Here is a 22,425-nt window from a genome sequence, read left to right on the forward strand (position 1 = left end):
GCCAATGATATATTAACACAGTATTTTCATATTGTCAAGCCCCGTTCAAAGGCAGATAAAAGGATCTTTCTGAACCTCACTCACAAATACCTCTATTTCGTATCCTTGTTTTTGAGTTTCATCAATCAAATACTCGGCAATAAACCTAACGGCTATGTTTTCTGTGGCAAAATGCCCTGCATCAATCAAAGCCAAACCGAGGTGCTGGGCTTCTACTGCATCGTGATAACCTATATCGGCAGTTATTAAGACGTCTGCTCCTCTCACAACAGCCTTATGAATCAGGCTTGCACCACTTCCACCACATACAGCAACTTTCCTTACCTTTTTCCCTAGGTCTCCCACTACTTTAAGAAACGGAGTCTTAAGTTTTGTTTTTACCTTCAAAGCCAAATCCTTTAAAGTAGTCTCCTCAATAATCCCTATTCTCCCTAGCCCATACTCCTCCCGCAGATTCTCCATAGTATAGACATCATAAGCAACTTCCTCATACGGATGAACATTTAGCATAGCATTTATTACCTTGTCTAAGTATTTCTGCGGAACAACCGTTTCCAGTCTTATCTCTTCAACTCTCTTTAATTCTCCTATTTCCCCGATAAACGGGTTAGAACCTTCCAGAGGTTTAAAGGTTCCCGTACCTTCCACCTGAAAAGTAGAATCACTGTAATTCCCTATAAATCCTGCCCCTGCGCTGCACATAGCATTTCTAACTACATCCTCATAGCCTTTAGGCACATACACAACGATTTTTCTATAAGCTTCTACGTATGTAACATCCAAAATTTCTCTCTCATAAACTCCCAACACGTTACACAATATGTCATTCATACCATTAGGCGCTATATCAAAAGAAGTATGAGCTGCATAAAGAGAAATATCGTGTTTAATGAGTCTCATAACAAGCTTACCCGTTGGTGTGTCGGATTTTACAGATTTTATAGATCTAAAAATCAAGGGATGGTGAGTGACAATCATATCTACTTTCTTTTCTATCGCTTCTTCTACTACCTCCTGAGTAGCATCAAGCGCTACCAATACTTTAGAAACATAATGCTCGGGGTCGCCTACAATCAAGCCTACATTGTCCCAATCTTGAGCAAATTTTTTTGGCGCAAGCCTATCCATCATTGAGACTATTGTCTGGCATTTTACCGCCATAGCCCAACACCTCAAGCTTTTTTATTTTTTCCTCTAAATCCTTTCTTTTAACATCTTCCGTTGGAAGTTTGTTCAAAATATTTTGTATCTTCTTTATTTTGTAAATTAAGTACTCTTTGAGAAGAGGATGACTATTTTCTACAAGTTTGGGTCCTATCTCATAATATACCTCATCTTTAATCTCCTGTCTACCATGTTCTGCTACTATAATTTCGTAAAACTTGTCTCTCTCTTTTACTAAGTCTTCTTCACAGATTTTATACCCTTCATAGAGTAAATATCTTCTCAATTTATCAGCGTCTTTCATAGGCTGAAAGATAAACCTTTTTATAGTCTTAGCTATCTCTTTTCCTTCTTCAAGAATCTTTATTATCAAAAGCCCCCCCATCCCAGCAATGATCGCGACTTCTACCTCATAAGCTTTCAAAACCTTTAATCCATCCCCTAATCTGGTATCTATATTTTCTTTTAAACCCTCTTTTTCTATGTTCTCTATTGCCCTTTTAAGAGAACCCCAATTTAAATCGGTTGCTATCACCCGCTCTACAATTCCATTCTTAACCAGATAGATAGGTATAAAACCATGGTCAGTACCAATATCCGCTAACCTTACTCCTTTTGGAACATATTTTACAATAGTTTTCAATCGCTTTGTAAGCCTCATAAAATCCCCCAAAATAAAAAAATAAAAAGCATTTGACAACCCCAAATGCTTTTTAATCAAAGATGGTGGGCCTTCAGGGATTCGAACCCCGGACCAATCGGTTATGAGCCGACCGCTCTGCCAGCTGAGCTAAAGGCCCAAAAAGTGGCTCCTCAGGTAGGATTCGAACCTACAACCTGCCGGTTAACAGCCGGCTGCTCTACCCTTGAGCTACTGAGGAATACGCTAATATTAATTATAATGATTTTTGAGAGATTGTCAAGAAGCCATTAATTAATCAAGAAAATCTTTTAATTTCTTAGACCTTGAAGGATGTCTCAATTTCCTCAAAGCCTTCGCTTCAATTTGCCTTATTCTTTCTCTCGTTACATTAAATTCCTTGCCGACTTCTTCAAGGGTTCTGGCTCGTCCATCATCAAGACCAAATCTCAGCCTTAAAACCTTCTCTTCCCTTGGGGTCAGCGTATCTAAAACATCCATGAGCTGTTCTTTTAGCATGGTATAAGCAGCAGCTTCTGCGGGAGCTGGCGCATCCTCATCGGGTATAAAATCTCCCAAGTGACTATCTTCTTCTTCCCCTATAGGAGTCTCTAATGAAACTGGTTCTTGAGCTATTTTAAGAATTTCTCTTACCTTTTCTTCAGGCATCCCCATTTCTTTTGCCAGCTCTTCAGGCGTAGGTTCACGCCCTAACTCTTGAAGTAGCTGTCTCTGCACCCTTATGAGTTTGTTTATGGTTTCTACCATGTGCACAGGGATTCTTATCGTCCTAGCTTGATCGGCTATGGCTCTCGTTATAGCTTGCCTGATCCACCAAGTTGCATAAGTGCTGAATTTGTAGCCTTTCCTGTAGTCGAATTTTTCCACGGCTTTCAAAAGCCCAAGATTACCTTCCTGGATAAGATCTAAAAACAGCATCCCACGTCCCACATATCTTTTTGCTATACTTACCACAAGTCTTAAATTAGCCTCTATGAGGCGTTTCTTTGCTTCTTCATCTCCCTGCTCTATCCTTTTTGCCAGTTCTATTTCCTCTTCCGGGGTGAGTAGAGGTATTTTCCCAATTTCCTTCAAGTACATTCTTACAGGATCATCTATGCTGACACCCTCAGGAAGAGAAAGGTCATCCAAATTAAGGTCTTCTTCAGATATTTCTTCCTGACGAGGTTCATCTCCTACTATCTCTATCCCCATATCCTCAAAAGTATCATATACTTTTTCTATCTGGTCGGGATTCAAATCTATATCCTCAAGGGAATCCATTATTTCGTTGTAAGTCAACATTCCAGTTTTTCTTCCTTTATTTATGAGCTCATTAATGGCTTCTCTTGCTAATTCCTCATGGTTACTCATAAACATCCCCTCCCTATGGGTTCCTCTCTTTCTGTCCATCTTTTATCTTAAGCATCTCCTTTTCACAATTTTGAAGTTCAAGAAGCAATTCTCTTTCTCTTTCTATATCTCCCAGAAGATGAGCATTCAGTATTTCTTTTCTTATTTCTTCTCTTTTTCGTTCAAGATTGTTTAACAAAATTTTCTGAAGGATATCCTCCAGCATCTTAGAAATATCTTCCGCTTCAAAAAGAGCTTTAGCTATATCATTAAAATCTGAAAGCAACCCATCTTCTTCCTGAATAAGATATATTATATCTTTTATTTGAACTTGTTTTCCTCCTTCTAAATTTGACGTTATTTCCTTAAAAATAGTTCTCAATTTTTCTTCCTGAAACATTTCCGGCTTTATAACATCTTTTATCCTATGATATATCTCATTGTCGTGTAGTATTAAAGCAATTAAGTACTTTTCTGGTGATATTTTACTGCTACTGTATATATTATGCCTTATATTGCCAGTCCTATACATAAATTTTTGCTTTTTTTCAACTTCTATCTTGACAAATCGGTCAACCTCTGCTCTAATAGCATTTTCAGGTATTTGAACAGTTTTAGCCACAGTGCTAATGTAAATTTCTCTCTTTACCTCATCAGAAATTTTTGCTATTTCGGTTGCAATTTTTTTAACATATATTATTCTATCTTCAACTTTTTCAAAGTCAAGACCTTTTTTGAAAATTTTCGACTTAAATTCTATTAAACTTTCAGCATTTTCAACAAGCCTTATAAAAGCTTCGCTTCCTTCTTTTTTAACAAATTCGTCTGGGTCTTTCCCTTCAGGTATGCTCAGCACTTTTATATTTATATTCAATTTTTCTAAAATGTCAAGCCCTCTCAAAGTAGCATTAATCCCGGCCTCATCGGCGTCATAAGCAATTACAACATTTTTCTTATACCTTTTTATAAGTCTTGCCTGTTCTTCGGTCAAAGCAGTCCCTAAAGAAGCAACAGCACAATCAATGCCTGCCTGATGAAGAGAGATTGCATCCATATATCCTTCTACTATTATAAATTTATCCTCCCGAGTTTTCTTAGCAAAATTTAGGGCAAAAAGCGTTTTCCCTTTTTTGAAAACCTCTGTCTCAGGCGTATTTAGGTATTTAGGCAAAGAATCATCAAGTGCTCGCCCACCAAAGCCTATGATATTACCCCTTGCATCGATAATCGGAAACATTACTCTATTTTTGAATCTATCATGGTATTTACCACTTTTATAAACCACAAGCCCTGCTTTGCTTAAAAAATTTTCTTTATATCCTTTTCCTTTTAGGAAATTAAGAAGGTCATCATTTAAAGAGGCATAGCCTATTCCAAATTTTTTTATTGTAGTACTTTTAAGTCCTCTCTCCTTTAAATATTCTAAAGCCCTGACTCCTTCTTCCGAAAAGAGTTGACGATGAAAAAACAAAGCAGCTATCTTATTTACTCTATATATTTCTTCAATTATTCTTTTTTTCCTCGTTTCTTCTTCACTCAAATCCACTTCTTCTAAAGGAATGCCTGCTCTCTCAGCCAAAAATTCAATAGCTTCTTTAAAGCTTAAATTTTCGATATTCATTATAAAAGTCACTACATTCCCACTTGCATTACAACCAAAACAATGGTATACTTGTTTGGTAGGACTTACCATAAAAGAGGGTGTTTTTTCTCTGTGAAATGGACAAAGTCCCTTGAATTCTTTCCCTGCTCTTTTAAGGTCCACATATTCAGAAATCACATCTACAATGTCATTAGCCTCTATCACCTTCTCAATAGACTCTCTCGTATAAGCCATTAATATCACCTAATTATTCTATTCGACAGAAACTGTTAAATTCCTCTTTTTATGACGTCCAATATATATTCGACAAAAAATTAAAAAATCCTTCTTCTATAAGTCAAAAATATTTTGCTCAAACCAAGGACTGGGTAAAAAGATCTCCTTATATTTCAAAAGGGCATATTTATCTGTCATCCCTGCAATGTAGTCAGCCACAGCCCTCTCCCTTCCATAAATTTCGGCAAGTCTTATAAACTCTTTAGGCATTTTATCTACATTGTCATAAAAATAATAAAAGAGCTGCTCGACGACCCTTTTTGCCTTTTCTTCGTCTTTTTTAGCTTTTGAACCAATATATACCTTCTCAAAAAGGAAAGCCCTTAACTGATATGTAGCTTCATATATTTCCCTACTCATAGAAATCTCAGGCTTCCCTATACTGTTGTAAATCACATCTTTTACCATAGTATCTATTCTCTTCCCGTGTTTATCACCCAAAATAGCTATCAAATCTTTGGGCAAGTCCTCGGGTTTTAGCACTCTGCCTCTTATAGCATCATCTATATCGTGATTTATATAAGCTATCTTGTCGGAAATCTGCACTACTTGTCCCTCTAAAGTAGCAGGCTTTCCACCTGTAGAATGGTTTAATATCCCATCCTTCACTTCCCAGGTGAGATTAAGCCCCTTACCATCATTTTCTAAAACCTCCACTACCCTTATACTTTGCTCGCTGTGTCTGAACCCATTTTTTAGTAGTTTATTTAAAACTTCTTCACCGGAATGCCCAAAAGGGGTATGCCCTAAATCATGTCCTAAGGCAATCGCTTCAGTTAAGTCTTCATTCAGCCTTAAAGCCCTTGCTATTGTACGGGCAATTTGTGCTACTTCCAACGTGTGGGTAAGCCTTGTCCTGTAGTGGTCTCCTTCTGGAGAAATAAAAACCTGAGTCTTATGGCTTAACCTCCTAAAAGCTTTGCTGTGAATTATTCTATCTCTATCCCTTTGAAAATCAGTCCTTATATCACATTTTTCCTCTTCTCTGGCTCTACCCCGACTTTCCCTGCTTTTCGCAGCATATGGAGAAAGGAGCTTATATTCCAGCTCCTCTGTAATTTCTCTGATTTTCATCTGACCACCCGGCCTTTTTAATAGTAAAAATAAAAACCCGTAAAAGGGTTTTTTCATCGTTTATCTTGCCATTAATATTGTAAGTATTATCGATAATACTATAAAAAGTGTAGCACCGATTACTGTAAGTCTCTCTAGGGTACCCTCCAAAGTCCTCGCCTTGTGTTTACCAAAGAAGGTTTCAGCACCGCCTGCAATTACTCCAGAAATACCAGCGCTTTTCCCTTTTTGCAAAAGCACCATCACTATTAAGAATATACTAACCAACACTTGTATAACCATAAGCACCGTTGTAAGCATATATACACCGCCTCACTTAAAATTTTAAAACCCACAATGCCACAGTATATATTATACAAGTACATCTTTTGCAAATCAAGAGGAAATTTAGAAAAGGGGACGCGGAAAGTCCCCTTTAAACTTTTTATTTTCTGATGTTGTAAAAAGCATTTTTCCCAAGATATTGAGCCATACTTCCCAACGCTTCTTCTATCCTTAGCAATTGGTTGTATTTTGCAACTCTATCGGTCCTCGCTGGAGCACCAGTCTTAATCTGCCCCGCATTTACTGCTACCACTAAATCAGCTATTGTTGTATCTTCTGTTTCACCTGACCGATGGGATACAATCGTTGTATAGCCAGCTCTTTTTGCCATTTCAATAGCATCCAGTGTCTCTGTTAAAGTTCCTATCTGATTGAGTTTTATTAGTATTGAATTTGCAACTCCCATATTAATTCCTTTTGAAAGTCTTTCTGTATTGGTTACAAAAAGGTCATCTCCTACTAATTGCACCTTTTTGCCCAATCTTTCAGTTAAGAGCTTCCATCCATTCCAGTCTTCTTCTGCAAGCCCATCTTCGATAGAAACAATAGGATATTTGCTGACAAGCTGCTCCCAGAACTCTATCATTTCTTCAGAAGTTCTTACAATTCCCTCTCCTTCAAAATGGTATTTCCCATCTTCTTTGTACATTTCAGTAGCCGCAGCATCTAAAGCCAATGCTATGTCTTCCCCAGGTACATATCCGGCTTTTTCTATAGCCTCAAGTATTACTTTAATTGCCTCTTCATTCGATGTAAGGTTAGGTGCAAAACCTCCCTCATCGCCAATCGTAGTCCCCAATCCTTTGGAATGAAGCACATTTTTTAGATTATGATAGACTTCCGAACACATTCTTAAAGCTTCTTTAAAATTTGGGGCTCCTATAGGCATAATCATGAACTCTTGAATGTCCACATTATTGTCAGCATGCTTCCCACCGTTTAGTATGTTCATCATTGGAACAGGAAGCGTTTTAGCATTTACACCTCCTAAATACTGGTACAAAGGAAGCCCCAACTCTTCTGCTGCTGCCTTTGCGACTGCTAAAGAAACACCTAAAATAGCATTTGCTCCTAATTTGCTTTTATTAGGTGTTCCATCCAGTTCAATCATAGCTTTATCAATTGCTACCTGGTCTTGTGCCTCCATCCCAATTAATTCTGGCGCAATAATGTCATTTACATTCTGTACTGCTTTTAGTACGCCTTTTCCTAAGTATCTTGACTTATCTCCATCTCTTAATTCAATTGCTTCAAAAGCTCCAGTAGAAGCCCCAGACGGTACGGCAGCTCTTCCCACTGCACCACTGTCTAATTCAACTTCTACCTCAATCGTAGGATTGCCACGAGAATCTAATATTTCCCTCGCATAAATATCAATAATTGATGACATGCCACTTCCCCTTTCTATGTAAAATTTAGTAATTCACAATCTTTGCAAAATCCTCGGCCACAAGGCTGGCACCGCCAACCAAAGCCCCGTCTATATCGCTTTCTGCCATGAAACCAGAGATGTTATCCGGCTTCACACTTCCTCCATACTGTATTCTCACCATTTCAGACTTTTCCTTACCATAAAGTTCTGCTATTGTATTCCTTATAGCTTTTATAACTTCATTAGCATCCTGCGAAGTAGCATTCCTCCCGGTGCCTATTGCCCAAATAGGTTCGTACGCTATGACTACCTTCTCAATATCTTCATGAGATACACCTTCTAAAGCTTTTTTCACCTGTGTCAAGACAACCTCATATGTTTTACCCTCTTCTCTTTGAGCCAGGGACTCTCCAACACAGACAATCGGCTTTAATCCGTGATAAAGCGCTGATAACACTTTTCTGTTTACCATCTCATCTGTTTCGCCAAAATACTGTCTTCTCTCTGAATGTCCTATCACTACATAGGTTACCCCTATCTCCTTCAACATGATAGGTGAAATTTCTCCTGTGTAGGCCCCTTTTTCTTCCCAGAACATGTTTTGTGCTCCTAGCAATATATTAGTACCTTTTATGACTCTGGCAACTTCTGTCAAATCCACAAAAGGAGGGATAACTACAACCTCGGCTTTTGCATCTTTTACCAGAGGAATTAATTCTTCTACCAACTTTACCGCTTCAGAAGGGGTCTTATGCATTTTCCAATTTCCTGCAATTATAGGCCTTCTCAAAACAAACACCCCTTTACTTATCATTCAAAACATCAATTCCCGGCAGAACTTTCCCCTCTAAAAATTCCAATGAGGCACCCCCGCCAGTAGAAATGTGGGTGACTTTATCAGCATAACCAAGTTGTTCTATCGCAGCTGCAGAATCTCCTCCTCCTACTATTGTAGTACCTTTGCACTCACTCAAAGCTTTTGCGATAGCTTCTGTACCTTTGGCAAATTCAGGTATTTCAAAAACCCCCATTGGCCCATTCCATACCACTGTCATGGCATGCTTTATCACTTTTGAATATTCCTCTATTGTTTTAGGCCCGATGTCAACTCCTATTTGGTCTACTGGCATTTTGTCAATGTCAACCACTTCATAAGGTACCCCGGATTTTAACTCTTTCGCGACAACTGTATCAACAGGAAGCATGAAATTTACACCCTTCTGCTTTGCTTTTTCCATTATTTCCTTTGCTAGTTCAATTTTATCCTCTTCTAAAAGAGATTTCCCTATTTCATAACCCTTTGCCTTAATAAATGTATAAGCCATTCCACCGCCAATTAACAGGCTGTCCACTTTTTCCAGAAGATTTGTTATAACCCCAATTTTATCAGAAACTTTAGCTCCACCTAAAATCGCTACAAAAGGTCTCTTAGGATTTTCCAGCGCTTCTCCCATTATAGACAGTTCTTTTTCAATTAAAAAACCTGCAACTGCTGGAAGATATTTGGCAACTCCTGCAGTAGAAGCATGAGCCCTATGAGCAGTGCCAAAAGCGTCATTTACGTATACATCTGCTAAAGATGCCAGCTCTTTTGCAAATTCAGGGTCATTCTTTTCCTCTTCTGCATGGAATCTAACATTTTCCAAAAGAAGAACTTCCCCTTCTTTTAAGGCCGCAGCCTTTGCCTTAGCATCATCTCCAATCACATCTTCTGCCATAATTACAGGTTTTTTTAAAAGTTCAGACAGCCTTTTTGCAACCGGCTTTAAAGAGTAATCCGGATTGAATTTCCCCTTAGGTCTTCCTAGGTGAGATACCAGTATTACTTTTGCGTTGTGATTTATTAAATATTCAATGGTAGGAAGAGCTTCCCTTATGCGCCTGTCATCTGTTATATTCTTATTTTCATCCATCGGCACGTTAAAATCTACTCTAACCAAAACTCTTTTTCCACTTACGTCTATGTCTCTCACCGTCTTCTTTTTCATTTCAAAAAACCTCCCCTATATTAGGATTTAAAGGTCCGGTCCTTTAAGGACGCGGACCTTTGTCCCGTTACATCCTTTCGGCTATATAAAGTGCCAGGTCTACAACTCTGTTAGAATAACCCCACTCATTGTCGTACCAGGAAACAACTTTGACAAGTGTCCCCTCTACAACCATTGTAAGAGGTGCGTCTACTATTGAAGACCTGTCGTCTCCTTTGTAGTCCACAGATACCAGAGGTTCTTCTGAATATCCCAGTATTCCTTTCATATATGTCTCAGAAGCCTCTTTCATAGCGGCATTTACTTCTTCTACAGTGGTTGGAATTTCTACCTCAGCTACAAGATCTACAACAGAAACATTAGGCGTCGGAACTCTCATTGCAAAACCGTTCATCTTGCCTTTTAACTCAGGAATCACCAAGTGAATAGCTTTTGCCGCACCAGTTGTGGTAGGTATTATTGAAACAGCTGCAGCTCTTGCCCTTCTCAAATCGCTGTGAGGAAGGTCCAATATTCTCTGGTCATTTGTATAAGAGTGAACTGTTGTCATCAAGCCTTTTTTAATGCGGAATTTATCATTTAACACCTTTGCAATAGGAGCTAGGCAGTTTGTTGTACAAGACGCATTGGAGATCACATGGTGATTTGCGGGGTCGTACATATGCTCATTTACACCCATCACAATTGTAACATCTTCATTTTTCGCAGGAGCTGTAATTATAACCTTCTTAGCCCCGCCCTGTATATGCTTTACAGCATCCTCTTTGTTAGTGAATCTTCCTGTAGACTCAATTACAATATCTACACCCAAATCTCCCCAAGGCAATTTGCTCGGGTCTGTCTCCTTGAATATCTTTATCTCCTTCCCATTGACAATCAGAGAATCCTCGGTATAAGAAACTTCACCTTCAAACTTGCCCAGTACAGAATCATATTTGAGAAGGTGAGCCAGTGTCTTAGCATCTGTCAAATCGTTGACAGCTACAAACTCAAGATCGGCATTTTTCTTTAATGCAGCTCTGAAAACATTCCTTCCTATTCTTCCAAAACCGTTAATTCCTACTCTAACACCCATTATGTACTCCTCCTTGTTAGTTTTTTAAACACCCTATTCAGGTGTTTTTATACCATCTTTAGAATCTCAAAAGCAGCTCCCTCGTCGGTCACAAGAACCTTCACATTTCCACTCCTGCAGGTAGCTAAAATAGCTTCCGCCTTGCTCTTTCCACCAGAGACACCTATAAGATGTTTCACCGCCTTTAAGTCATCTATCGTAAGGAAAATACTAGGTGTCGCGTATACTATTTTCCCCTCTCTATCAAAATAATATCCTAGGCTCTCCGCTACTGCTCCCTTTTCCTTCAAGAACTGTCTCGTAGATTGAGGAAGATTTCTCCTTTCAGCCATTACATCAGCTCTACCTATCCCAAAGATAAGGATATTCGCTTTTTTCAGTATATCAACTACCTCTTTTATATCAGGCTCTTTCATAAGGCTTTGTACTGCTTCTTTGCTCAAATGATCCGGTACATGCAACATTTTATAGGTACCACCGAGTTTTTTCGCAAGAATAGAAGCTATCGTATTTGCTTGCTTTTCAACTTCCCTACCTAAACCTCCCCTTGCAGGAACCACTACTATGTTGGATTGACTGTACAGTTGAGGCATTCCGCTAGCCACTTCTAAAACAGTAGAACCTCCTGTTAAAGCTATAATGCTGTTATATTCAATTATTTCAGTCAGATAGTTGGCAGCGGATTTACCAAGCTCTTTTTTCACCATCGGGTCTTCTTCAGCATTTCCAGGAATGAGGATGACTTTTTGAACGCCTAACTTCTCCTCCAGTATTTTTTCAACATTATTAAGCCCTTTTAGCTGATGTATAAAGTCTTTTAGACTTTCTATAAGTTCTTCCCCTTCCTTTGTAACAGTCATACCTACTGGATTAATGTCTATAAGACCTTGGGATTTTAAAAAACTGACTTCGGTTCGTATTATCCTTTCTCCTAAATTTAGCTGGTGGGAAAGAGCACGACGCCCAATAGGCTGGTTGAAATAGATATTCCGCATTATAGCATACCTTTTTTCCAGGAGTTCGATGAGTTCTGGCACTATCTTTTGTTGCAAGGCAATTATATCCTTCATGTCTTTTCCCTCTTCAGGACACTCACCGTCCCGTTATTCTTTAAATGTCCCGCCATTTATAAAAATAACTTACATGAACTATTTTATACTAATTTCAAAGCTTTTTCAATAGAAAAACTCAATATCTTTTTCTTTTAAGAGTAGAAGGAATGTTGCACTCCTCTCTATATTTTGCCACGGTCCGCCTAGAAATATTTATATTTTTTTCTTTTAAAATTTCTGCTATTTTCTGGTCGCTCAGAGGATTAGCCGGGTCTTCTTCTTCTATCAGCTTTTTAATCAGATTTTTAACAGTCTCTGCAGAAAATTCCCTTCCATTCTGTCCTAAAAAACCGGATTGGAAGAAAAACTTGAGCTCGAAAGTTCCTCTAGGAGTTTCCACGTATTTGCCATTTATTGCTCTACTCACGGTGGATTCATGTATTCCCAATATGTCAGCAACTTGTTTTTGAGTAAGAGGTTTTAGATAGTTTATCCCCTTATCTAAAAATTCCCTCTGAAGATCCACTATTGCTTTTACAACCCTATAAAGGGTCTCTTTTCTGCTTTCTATACTTTTTATAAGCCATATTGCCGATTGCAGTTTAGAGGTTATATATTTTTTAGCATCTTCATCAGAACTTTCCAATATAGAATAGTAATAACTGTTTATGCGCAACCTTGGAATATTAGAATCGTTTATTAATACTACATACTCTCCATCCCTTTTTATAACTTCTACATCAGGGACAATATATCCCTCTGATTCCTCTGAAAAAGCATTTCCCGGTTTGGGATTCAACTTTTTTATGAGGTCTACTGCTCTTTGTACCTCTTTCACAGAAACATTGTAAAGCTTCGCTAAATAAGAATACCTTCCATCTGCAATGTCTTCCAAATGTTTTTCAACAATTTCTTTTACAAGACCTCTATAGTTTCCCTGAGAAATCAACTGAAGCCTCAAACATTCTTTAAGATTTCGCGCTCCTACACCAGGAGGGTCAAAAGATTGAGCAACAGCCAATGCTTCCAAAACTTCTTCTTCGGTACAACCTAGTATTTGGGCAATTTCCCCTACTTCTTCTTTTAAGTAACCACTGGGAGTTAGGCTAAAAATTATATATTCGCATATTTTGCGAATTCTAGCAGGAACAGGAGTTATATATAGCTGAAAAAGAAGATGATCGCTTAAGGTAGGTTTTTTAGATAAAAAATTCTCATAGCTTACTTCATCTATCTCCTCATCATCAGAATCCCCGTAATAGAACCTCTCCTCCATTTCCCTCACATTTCTTACTAATTCCTTTACATCAAACGAATACATCTCTTCTTCTACTTCTTCTCGTTCAAGAAGAGGATTTGTTTCTAATTCCTGTTGTATCAGCTCATTAAGTTCCAGTGCATTTAACTGCAAAATTTCAATCGCTTGTTTTAGTTCCGGTGTCATTATTAACTTTTGGGTTTGCTGAAGTCTAAGGTCAAATTCCATCTTCATACCAATGCACCCTCAATCCCATCCCACATCTCAATTTAACCTACTAAATAGATGAAGCTTTTTTTATATTATATCATATTTAAACGTTTAAATAAATAAAAAGAAAAGGAAAATCTCAATAAATGCGAAAATCCTTGTACTGCCCCTTATATTCCGACCATCTTTCTTCTACATTTTCCACTCTTGCCCATCTAAGACCAGTCTTTATAAAATGTATAAGTTCCTTTATGCTCTCTTCATCCCCCTCTGCTACTACTTCCACACTCCCATCATAGAGATTCTCTGCATATCCTGTAAGTCCAAGAGACGTGGCTTTTTGATATACAGAATATCTGAGCCCCACCCCCTGAACATGGCCGGTTATCCTCAAGTGAACAGTCTTTTTCATATTCTTACTCCCCTCTTTCAGTATTCAATATGAATTTCTCAATGACATGCTTTACCCCATCCTCCATGTTTGACTTTGTAATATAATCCGCAGCCTTTTTCACTTCATCAATCGCATTTTCCATTGCTACGCCCAATCCTGCAAATTTAATCATTTCTAAATCATTCTCGCTATCACCTATAGCTATCATCTCTTCCCTCGATATTCCTAAATATCCCCCGAGAATCTCTAAAGCCCTTCCTTTACTGACACCTTTATTCATTATCTCAATATTATCTACATAAGAACTTGTAATCTGCACCTCTAATCTTTCTGAAACTTCTTTTCTTATTTTAGCAAGAATATCAACATCATCGTTAAAAACTATCACTTTTAAAATCCTATCTTTTAACCTATCTGCCTCTTCTAATGGATTGTTTATTTCTTCGACTTCCACTTTTATTTCTGTCTTTAGAAGTTTATTCCACTCTGCATATCTCTGAAACTTATTTGTAATTTCTGGCGTATAAACAGTAGTATCACTTATCAGCTGAAAATACGTACCGTATTTTTGGCAAATCTTTATGACTTCTATCATATTATCATAGTCTAAAATACTTTCATAAATAGTGTTATTTTCTGGATCTCTTATCAAAGCACCATTACTTGCAATGATATACGTCCTAAAACCTATCATATCTGCGTAAGCATATGCTGAGGCAAACACTCTTCCCGTTGCAATTACCACGTATACCCCCTTTTCTCTCGCTCTGTGAAGGGCTTTTATATTCTCCTCCGAGATAGTCTTATCATGCCTTAAAAGTGTATCGTCCATATCAATGGCAATGAGCTTATACTGCACTTTTTTCAACTCCTTTTGTTATTCTGTTCAATTATTATTATACCTTATTTAAAAATTTCAGTCGATATGCTTTCCTAAATAAAAAAGATTGACACTATTTAAAAATAGGGATATAATAAAAAGACGAAATATTAAGAAAGAAAAATTATTTTTTATGGATTGGAGTGATAATTATGGAGGAAATTACTGCTCTTCTAAAACAAAAGGGACTTAAAGTCACCCCACAGCGTCTTGCCATACTCAATTTCCTTATGAATACAAAAGAACATCCCACCGCTGAAACCATTTACAAGAAATTAGTCTCGGATTTTCCTACCATGAGCCTTGCCACAGTGTATAAAACATTGGAAGTCTTAAAAGAAACAGGCTTAATACAGGAATTAAATGTAGGAGAGGGCAGTTTCAGGTATGATGCAAAAACTTCTCCTCATCCGCATTTGGTCTGTATAAGCTGTGGAAAAGTAGAAGACATGGATGAAAACATGTTCAAGGATCTTCTTCAAGAAGTCCAAAAATATACTGACTATAAGCTGGTAGAGCAACGACTTTATTTTTATGGATATTGCCCCGCCTGTCAGAAAAAAATGAATAATTAAGTACTTTTTAAATTAAGTGGCATTTTGTGTTAATGCTATAGAAGTGCATTTATACACAAAATGCCACTTTTTATTCTGTGTCCCCTGTAGTTCCTCCTTCTGGTGGTACTTGTGAAGGAATATTGCCTATGGGATTAACTGAATCCACAGGCTTTAAATTGCTACTTGTGTTTCCCTTAGGCATTTTTTTAGTACCCTTTTTTATAACTCCATCAACAGGCTTGTAAAGGTCCTTGTATAGAAATTCTTTTTTCACAAGCTTCCCATTTTCATAAATCAACCTATAAACATTGACTTTATAGCCTATCTGAGGCTTTATTTCCTCAACTGTCTCGCCCTCTGGAAGATTAGGGTCTTCTACATATTTTATTTCAGGCTCATATTTTTCCACGATTTCTGATTGTATATCTACCCATCTGGAAGGGTTTTTTACATGTCCGTAAATATTTATAAAAAGCTTGTTTCCTTCTATGTAGGACTCTATGTAAATAGGATAATTAGTAGAATTTTTGAATTTCAAGTCCAGTACATCTCCCGAAATGGTAGCATCCTGGCCCGGTGGAACATACGCAACAGGGAAACTATGGTGATATCTTTCTACAATCGTTATGTCTGCTCTTAACACTGCATTGTAAAGGGTTGTCGCTACCTGGCATATGCCACCCCCCAAAGCCGGAACAAGTTTATTGTCGATTATCACAGGAGCCTCTTTATAACCTCTTTCTATCACTCGCGGACCTAAAGCTTTATTCAAAGAAAATACCTCTCCTGGTAGTAAAAGAGTCCCATCTATCGCTCGCGAAGCCACCACAAGATTGTCACTTCTGTTTACATCTTCTGCATTAAAAACAGTGGAAAAGGTGGAAATTCGTCCATTTATTAAATCTAACATGCTTTTTGTAATCTGGGGCAAAATCTTTTTAAAAGCTACCGGCACCTCTATTTTGCTAAATTGCCTTCCTTCTATAGCAGTCTCAATCTCTTCCAACATTCTTTTGAGAGTTTCCTCCTTATTTACTTTAACTCCTGGTTTTTCTGGAGTTATGCTTTTTACACCCCTCACAATTCTTATAGATGCATTTTCAGGGTCTTTATCAATCTTTTCTGCAATTTTTTTAACAAAAGCATCAAGAGCTTTTCTCTCGTAGTGAAGGGACAGAGTAAAATTCTTTCCTTCTTTCCCTACCGTATAAATCTCTTTTACTCTTTCTAAAATATTTCCCTCTCTCCCTACCTGATAGGCTCTATTTACTGTTTCTTCGTAATCATAATAAAGTCCTATATCCTCCGATGTAATCTCAAAAAATTCTCCCTCATAGACAGCCATAATAGTAAAATTAGGGATTTTAAACTTCTCTTTTAATAAGTTTAAAGCTTCTTCCCTCTCCATCCCCCCCACATCAAGTCCTTCTATAAACACTCCTTTTGCTATATAAGAAGAATTTAAAAGCACATAAAAGTAAGCGAGAACAAAAGAAAAGGCCACTGCTAATGCCAAAGCAACTATTAAATAAAAATAATTCCGTTTTTTGTTTTTATTGCTTCCACCCTTCGCTTGCATCTATTTCTCTCCCGCCTTTAATTTTAATTCTCCTTTTTAATATATGACAAATTTCTCCTAAATACAATTAATTATTTCTTAAAAAAATTACACAAATATTAATTTTTTTTCTTTTTAAAGTACAAGCAAAAATTTTTAACAGGACACTCATCGCATTTGGGTTTCCTTGCCGTACATATGTTTCTACCGTGGTGAATGAGAAGGTGATGAGAAATCGACCACAAGTCTTTGGGTATAATTTCCATTAATTGTTTCTCCGTTGTAAAAACATCATCACTGTCAGCAAGTCCTATTCTATTTGAAACTCTAAAAACGTGAGTATCAACGGCTATAGCATCTTTTGCAAAAGCATTGCTCAAGACCACGTTGGCAGTTTTTCTGCCCACCCCCGGTAAAGTCATTAATTCTTCAAGAGTATCAGGCACTTTTCCATTGTACCTTTCTTTAAGAATCTTACAAGTTTCAAGTATGCTTTTTGACTTGTTTCTATAAAGGCCACACTCCCTTATCTCTTCTTGAAGTTCCTCTGGAGTCAACTCCAAAAAATCTTCTGGAGTTTTATACTTTTTAAAAAGCCGTTCTGTAATAATATTCACTCTTTTGTCTGTACATTGCGCCGATAGAATAGTGGCAATCAAAAGTTCGAAAGGGTTTGTAAATCTAAGTCCGGATTTTGCATTAGGATATGTTTTTTTTAAAATTTCTATCACTTTTAAGGCCTCTTCTTTAGATATTCGCACTTTCCTCACCTTTCTAATCTTTGTAAAGCCTCCTCCATCATCTTTGCAGCAAAATCATCTTTCTCATCTTTAAGAGCCTTCCTTATCTCCTCCAGCGCTTTATCTTCTTCTTCCAGGTAAGATAATGCCCAGGCACTGTAACCCCTTAAAAGAGGGCTTTCAGATTTTAAATGTTTTTTTATATGTTCTACACAGTCTCGATTTTGTAAGTTAACACAGGCAATTATTGCATTTCTTATTATAACATTTTTCCCCCTCCAAGAAGAAGCGGTAGGCCCAAAAATTTCTCTAAACTCTTTATTGGTCATGTTCAAAATTCGAAGAAGACTATATCTTGGCAAAAGATTAGTAGGTAAAAATTCTTCCCTCTTAACCTTTTTAGCCCTTTTGTTAAAAGGACAAACTTCCTGACACGTATCGCAACCGTAAATCCTTCTTCCTAATTTTTTCGAAAGTTCTTCCTCTATTTTCCCTTTCTTTACTGTTATAAATGAAAGGCACTTGTTGGCATTAACTAAATAGGGCTTTTCTATAGCTTTTGTGGGACAAGCCTTTATACACAAATCACAATCACCACACTTCGATTCTTGAGGAGTATCCGGTTCAAAATACTTGTTTATCAGGATTTCTCCTAAGAAAAGATAAGAACCATATTCTTCGTTTATTATAAGTCCATTTTTGCCAAACCATCCTATTCCAGCATGGTAAGCTATAGCTCTCTCCAAAAGAGGATTATTATCTACAAGAGAAACCATATTTGCCTCGGGACATTCAGATTTCAAGAATTCACATAGATTTCTCATCTTTTCCCTTAAAATCAAGTGATAATCTCTTCCCCAACTGCTCTTTGAAATTATGCCAAAATTTTTATCAAAAACTTTTATCTCGTATTCTACATTGTAAGACAAGGCTATGGAAATTATGCTTTTGACATCTGACAAAATAAATTCAGGAGAGACCCTCTTATCAGGGTTTCTCTCCTCAATAGAACATTCATAACCCCATTTTTTTCTTTCCTCTAAAAAAAACTTATATTTCTTAAGACAATCGGCTGGAGCAAAACCTATTAAATCTATCCCTATACTTTTAGCAAAAGCTTTTACTTCTTCTTTTTTTATACAGCTCACTTTCTCTCTCCTTTGTCTTCTTTTCTATTTGTAAGAAGTTCATAATAGTATTTTAATTTGTCATAAGCCCTTTTATAAATTTCTTCAAAACTTTTCCCTGTAAGTATTTCCATACCTTCTTCTACCGTCTTTACACTGTATATGTGAAAAACCCCTTTTTCCACTGCTTCTACTACCTCATCCGATAAAACCAAATTGGATACATTCTGGTAAGGAATTATAACGCCCTGCTCACCCGTTAACCCTTTTTCCTTGCATACCTTATAAAACCCTTCTATCTTATAAGTAACTCCTCCCACAGGCTGTATCTCCCCAAATTGGTTCACCGAACCAGTAACAGCTATTCCTTGTTTTATAGGAACATCTGAAAGACTTGACAAAAGAGCATAAAGCTCTGTAGAAGAGGCACTATCTCCCTCTACTCCCTCGTATGACTGCTCAAAGACGATTCGTGCAGACAAAGTAAGAGGAAAATCCTTCGCAAATTTGCTCCCTAAATATCCTGTAAGTATCATGACACCCTTATCATGAATTCTCCCACTCATTTTGGATTCCCTTTCTATATTCACTACTCCTTCTTCTCCAGGATAAGTTGTTACAGTTATCTTCGATGGTTTGCCAAATTGATAATCTCCTAAATCGATAACGGCCAATCCGTTTACCGCTCCCACTCTTTCACCAGTAGTTTCTATCAAGTAAATATCTTTTTTAAAATACTCTAATATTTTCTCTTCTAATCTGTTTACCCGTTTTATTTTTTCTTCGATAGCTTTCTTTACATGAGTTTCTTTTACGATTTCACTTCCTTCTATATTGGCCCAAGCATCTGCCTCGTAAAGTACCTCTACGATCTCATTAAATCGGGTAGTCAACTTGTTCTGATCCTCAGAAAGCCTGGTACCATACTCTATAACCTTAGCAACAGCAGTCTTGTCAAAAGGCTTCAGATTATCCTCAAGACAGTGGGTTTTTATAAATGAAGCCAATTTCTTTATATTTTCCTCATTAAACTCCATCTCTTCGTTAAAATCTACTTTTACCTTAAAAAGCTTGCCAAAATCTTCATCATAATTGTAAAGAAGATAATAAAGATAAGGAGTACCTATCAACACTACTTTTACTGAAAGCCTTATTGGTTCCGGCTTTAGCGATGAGATAGACAAAAATCCGTACTGTGAAGAAATATTTTCAATGATTATTTTCTCTGTCTTTAAAGACCTTTTTAATGCATCCCAGGCAAAAGGATATGAAAGGACATCCTTTGCCTGCAAAATCAGATAACCACCATTTGCCTTATGCAGAGCACCAGCTTTTATTTTAGTGAAATCAGTTGTGGCAACTCCAAAATCACTTTCGTACTCTATATTCCCTACCAAATTATTATAATTAGGATTGTATTCAAAAACAACAGGAGCACCTTCTGTATTACTATTGTCAACAAACAAGTTCACCATGTATTTCTTAAGAAAACTTTTATCCTTTCTTAAGAAAGGGAAAGGAGTACCATCGCTCTCTGAAGTCTTGAAACTATCAATATTATCCAAAATATCTTTTTTAACACTTTCCAGATAATTGATGATATTTTCATATTCAGCATATTTAGATTTTAACTCATCGATTAAGTGCCCTACAGCAAAAAGACCTATATCATTGTCAAGTTTTTTGATCTCTTCCCTCGCCTGTTTATCTAAAAGCTGCATTTCCTTCCACACCTGCATAGCTTTTACTTCAAATTCTGCTGCTCTTTTTTCAATGGACTTTCTTACCTCTTCATCCAGCTCCTGAAACTCCTCCTGACTTATCTGCCTTCCGTCAATCACAGGAATACTTATAAGTCCTGTTCTTGTATCCTTCAAAATGAAACCATACTCTCTTGCAAGCTCATTTAAACTCTCCAAAAGCTCATTCTTTTTCTCTTGGTATTTTTTTACTATCTCTCCCTTCTGTACCTCATAAGAATCCGACTCAAAAGCTTTAGGCACATCTTTTTGAAGCTGTTCTACAAACTCTTCCATATCTTTTTTAAACTCTTTCCCAAGCCCAGGCGGCAACTCTATTGCAACAGGTTGAGAGGGCTTTTCAAAATTGTAAACATAAATCCAATCATTAGGTTTTTTTTCTTTTCTAGCAACTTCTTTTATGTAAGTGGCAGCAAAGCTCGTTCTTCCTGTGCCTGTGACACCCGTTATAAAGATATTGTAACCCTTTTGTTTAACTCTTACCCCGAAGTCCATGGCTTCCTGAGCCCTATCCTGTCCTATTATTCCCTTTAAAGGTGGAAGGTCCTCCGTGGTCTCAAAACCCAAAATTTGAGGATCTACATACTTTTTTAACCTCTTTGGTTCCAGTCTTTCCATAAAAACACCCCTAAGATTTTTTATAATAATTACTATTCGACAATAAATCAATTTTTCCTGCTTTTCTCCAAAAATATCATATAGGCTGAGGAAAATCCTCAGCCCTCTTTGTCGTCTATCTTACCATCTTTTTTATCCATCTCTTTTTCTGCAAACTTTATCATCTTTTTTACCATATTTCCACCTATTTTACCTACTTCTCTTGTGGTCATGTTCTCCCAACCACGTTTTTCGACATCGTCATCTAAATGTAATTCTTCAGCCACTTCTTGCTTTAAAGAATCTAATTCATCTTCGGCTTTAGGGTATAATTTTTTTCTCTTCCCCATAGAACCCCTCCAAAATTCTTTTTAAATTTATTTTACCCTAAAGCCATACCTAAATACATGAAAAAACCCGGAAAAATCCGGGTTATGCCTCTTTAATAGCTTCAGTTGGGCAAGAACTCATTGCATCTCTAACACAGTCTTCCAAATCTGCTGGAACTTCATCCACAATTGCGTGAGATTTGCCATCCTCATTCCAATCGAAGACATCTGGACACATGTCTATACAAACTCCGCAAGCTATGCATTCATCCTGATCTACATATACTTTCATTATACTTACCTCCCAAAATTTATTATGTAAAATTTTACGTATACATTATACCATTCCTTCAACTTTTCTTCAATAGATTCCAAAAAAAATTAAGCTGCTGCATCATGTCGCAGCAGCTATCAGGTCTTTTAAAAAATTATTTAAAAGATGTATATCTTTTTGATCAAGTTCATTCAGATGCAACTGAAATCTTCTAATATTCTCAGAAAGCACCTTGTCCACATCGGTTTTTATTTTATTGTAAAGCAAGACACCCAGTACCGTTCCACCAAACAAGACCAATGTGGAAGCCGGATTTACGCAAGTTAAAATATTGCTTTCCAAATTCTGAAGAGAAAGCCCAGATATCATTCTCAATTTTAACAAAAAAGCAGCAATAGCATAAGCGCAAAACTCCAGCGGCTTTGTAGCATGAAACATGCCATTCAATAATTCTTCCAGGGAAGTATTTTTTCCATTCTTAACTTTGCTTATCAAGTTTTCCTTAAGGTTTTCCCACTCGTTTGTAGAAATTTTATCAAAAAGTTGGTACGCTTTTTCTGTCGGAATAAATCTTACCACGGATCTACCCTGGCTTTTCCCTTCCTCTAAGTAATATTCTGCTTCTAAATATTCCCCTTTTTCGAGTTCTTTTAAAATATCATACGCAGTCCACCGGCTGATTCCCATCTTTTCAGCCACATCACTATAATGAATAGGTTCTTTTTTTTCATCATAAAGTTCGACCACGATCTTTAAAAATTCCCTTCTCCTATTTGTAAGCATCTTTGCACCTCGTCCTTAAAAGTAATGGACCACATTA

The 22,425-nt window shown here is 37.1% G+C and carries 22 protein-coding genes and 2 tRNA genes; 1 reads left to right on the forward strand and 23 read right to left on the reverse strand.

Translation table 11 applies throughout. From position 1 onward, the window contains the following. Positions 1-45 precede the first annotated feature (45 nt). The 16 genes from ACPLVE_RS02255 to ACPLVE_RS02330 form a co-directional block, all read right to left on the reverse strand. A complete protein-coding gene (locus tag ACPLVE_RS02255; RefSeq protein WP_424609455.1) occupies positions 46-1,161 on the reverse strand; it encodes a Nif3-like dinuclear metal center hexameric protein in 1,116 nt (371 codons plus the stop codon). Next, on the reverse strand, positions 1,121-1,825 hold the full coding sequence (locus ACPLVE_RS02260) for a tRNA (adenine(22)-N(1))-methyltransferase (RefSeq protein ID WP_424609457.1): 705 nt from the start codon (positions 1,823-1,825) through the stop codon (positions 1,121-1,123). Before ACPLVE_RS02260 ends, ACPLVE_RS02255 begins: the two co-directional genes overlap by 41 nt. Before the next feature lie 63 nt (positions 1,826-1,888). After that, positions 1,889-1,964 (reverse strand) — tRNA-Ile (locus ACPLVE_RS02265). A 6-nt stretch (positions 1,965-1,970) separates the two neighbouring features. Continuing rightward, positions 1,971-2,045, reverse strand: a tRNA-Asn gene (locus tag ACPLVE_RS02270). 53 nt (positions 2,046-2,098) lie between these two features. Next, positions 2,099-3,178 carry an RNA polymerase sigma factor RpoD gene (gene rpoD / locus ACPLVE_RS02275; RefSeq protein ID WP_424609459.1) on the reverse strand — a complete coding sequence of 360 codons (1,080 nt, stop codon included), beginning with the start codon at positions 3,176-3,178 and terminating at the stop codon, positions 2,099-2,101. Between the two features lie 13 nt (positions 3,179-3,191). Continuing rightward, positions 3,192-4,994, reverse strand: a complete 1,803-nt coding sequence (dnaG, locus tag ACPLVE_RS02280; protein WP_424609461.1) for a DNA primase — start codon at positions 4,992-4,994, stop codon at positions 3,192-3,194. Between the two features lie 96 nt (positions 4,995-5,090). Then, positions 5,091-6,110 carry a deoxyguanosinetriphosphate triphosphohydrolase gene (locus ACPLVE_RS02285; protein WP_424609463.1) on the reverse strand — a complete coding sequence of 340 codons (1,020 nt, stop codon included), beginning with the start codon at positions 6,108-6,110 and terminating at the stop codon, positions 5,091-5,093. Positions 6,111-6,170: 60 nt separating this feature from the next. Then, the gene (gene secG / locus ACPLVE_RS02290) at positions 6,171-6,410 is read right to left on the reverse strand and encodes a preprotein translocase subunit SecG (RefSeq protein ID WP_424609465.1); all 240 of its coding nucleotides are present in this window, start codon (positions 6,408-6,410) and stop codon (positions 6,171-6,173) included. A 124-nt stretch (positions 6,411-6,534) separates the two neighbouring features. Further along, on the reverse strand, positions 6,535-7,824 hold the full coding sequence (gene eno / locus ACPLVE_RS02295; protein ID WP_424609467.1) for a phosphopyruvate hydratase: 1,290 nt from the start codon (positions 7,822-7,824) through the stop codon (positions 6,535-6,537). A 25-nt stretch (positions 7,825-7,849) separates the two neighbouring features. After that, positions 7,850-8,596: a triose-phosphate isomerase gene (gene tpiA / locus ACPLVE_RS02300; protein ID WP_424609469.1), complete on the reverse strand. Its 747-nt coding sequence runs from the start codon at positions 8,594-8,596 to the stop codon at positions 7,850-7,852. A 13-nt stretch (positions 8,597-8,609) separates the two neighbouring features. Further along, complete coding sequence (locus tag ACPLVE_RS02305; protein WP_424609471.1) at positions 8,610-9,794, reverse strand: phosphoglycerate kinase; 1,185 nt, start codon at positions 9,792-9,794, stop codon at positions 8,610-8,612. A gap of 67 nt (positions 9,795-9,861) precedes the next feature. After that, a complete protein-coding gene (gap, locus tag ACPLVE_RS02310; protein ID WP_424609473.1) occupies positions 9,862-10,869 on the reverse strand; it encodes a type I glyceraldehyde-3-phosphate dehydrogenase in 1,008 nt (335 codons plus the stop codon). Positions 10,870-10,916: 47 nt separating this feature from the next. Continuing rightward, the gene (locus ACPLVE_RS02315) at positions 10,917-11,939 is read right to left on the reverse strand and encodes a sugar-binding transcriptional regulator (RefSeq protein ID WP_424609475.1); all 1,023 of its coding nucleotides are present in this window, start codon (positions 11,937-11,939) and stop codon (positions 10,917-10,919) included. A gap of 118 nt (positions 11,940-12,057) precedes the next feature. Beyond that, complete coding sequence (gene rpoN / locus ACPLVE_RS02320) at positions 12,058-13,413, reverse strand: RNA polymerase factor sigma-54 (RefSeq protein ID WP_424609476.1); 1,356 nt, start codon at positions 13,411-13,413, stop codon at positions 12,058-12,060. 115 nt (positions 13,414-13,528) lie between these two features. Next, entirely contained in the window at positions 13,529-13,801 is a 273-nt protein-coding gene (locus tag ACPLVE_RS02325) for an acylphosphatase (RefSeq protein ID WP_424609478.1), read from the reverse strand. A gap of 4 nt (positions 13,802-13,805) precedes the next feature. Beyond that, on the reverse strand, positions 13,806-14,642 hold the full coding sequence (locus ACPLVE_RS02330; protein WP_424609480.1) for a Cof-type HAD-IIB family hydrolase: 837 nt from the start codon (positions 14,640-14,642) through the stop codon (positions 13,806-13,808). A gap of 173 nt (positions 14,643-14,815) precedes the next feature. On the opposite strand from ACPLVE_RS02330, the gene ACPLVE_RS02335 reads away from it, so the two are divergent. Next, positions 14,816-15,238: a Fur family transcriptional regulator gene (locus tag ACPLVE_RS02335; protein WP_424609482.1), complete on the forward strand. Its 423-nt coding sequence runs from the start codon at positions 14,816-14,818 to the stop codon at positions 15,236-15,238. A gap of 70 nt (positions 15,239-15,308) precedes the next feature. Here the strand turns inward: ACPLVE_RS02335 and ACPLVE_RS02340 are convergent, their stop codons facing one another. From ACPLVE_RS02340 to ACPLVE_RS02370, 7 genes are all read right to left on the reverse strand, one after another. After that, positions 15,309-16,799: a VanW family protein gene (locus ACPLVE_RS02340; RefSeq protein ID WP_424609484.1), complete on the reverse strand. Its 1,491-nt coding sequence runs from the start codon at positions 16,797-16,799 to the stop codon at positions 15,309-15,311. A gap of 98 nt (positions 16,800-16,897) precedes the next feature. Then, a complete protein-coding gene (nth, locus tag ACPLVE_RS02345; RefSeq protein WP_424609607.1) occupies positions 16,898-17,539 on the reverse strand; it encodes an endonuclease III in 642 nt (213 codons plus the stop codon). A gap of 5 nt (positions 17,540-17,544) precedes the next feature. Further along, entirely contained in the window at positions 17,545-18,666 is a 1,122-nt protein-coding gene (gene queG, locus ACPLVE_RS02350) for a tRNA epoxyqueuosine(34) reductase QueG (RefSeq protein WP_424609486.1), read from the reverse strand. Beyond that, complete coding sequence (locus ACPLVE_RS02355; RefSeq protein ID WP_424609488.1) at positions 18,663-21,023, reverse strand: Lon protease family protein; 2,361 nt, start codon at positions 21,021-21,023, stop codon at positions 18,663-18,665. The genes queG and ACPLVE_RS02355 overlap by 4 nt, the downstream gene beginning before the upstream one ends. Before the next feature lie 98 nt (positions 21,024-21,121). Then, on the reverse strand, positions 21,122-21,352 hold the full coding sequence (locus ACPLVE_RS02360) for a small, acid-soluble spore protein, alpha/beta type (protein WP_424609489.1): 231 nt from the start codon (positions 21,350-21,352) through the stop codon (positions 21,122-21,124). Positions 21,353-21,434: 82 nt separating this feature from the next. Continuing rightward, entirely contained in the window at positions 21,435-21,623 is a 189-nt protein-coding gene (locus ACPLVE_RS02365) for a ferredoxin (RefSeq protein ID WP_424609491.1), read from the reverse strand. A gap of 102 nt (positions 21,624-21,725) precedes the next feature. Next, the gene (locus ACPLVE_RS02370; protein WP_424609493.1) at positions 21,726-22,388 is read right to left on the reverse strand and encodes an iron dependent repressor; all 663 of its coding nucleotides are present in this window, start codon (positions 22,386-22,388) and stop codon (positions 21,726-21,728) included. Positions 22,389-22,425 lie beyond the last annotated feature (37 nt).

Origin of the sequence: Caldanaerobacter sp. (genome assembly GCF_049701115.1) — a bacterium.
Taxonomy (GTDB): domain Bacteria; phylum Bacillota; class Thermoanaerobacteria; order Thermoanaerobacterales; family Thermoanaerobacteraceae; genus Thermoanaerobacter.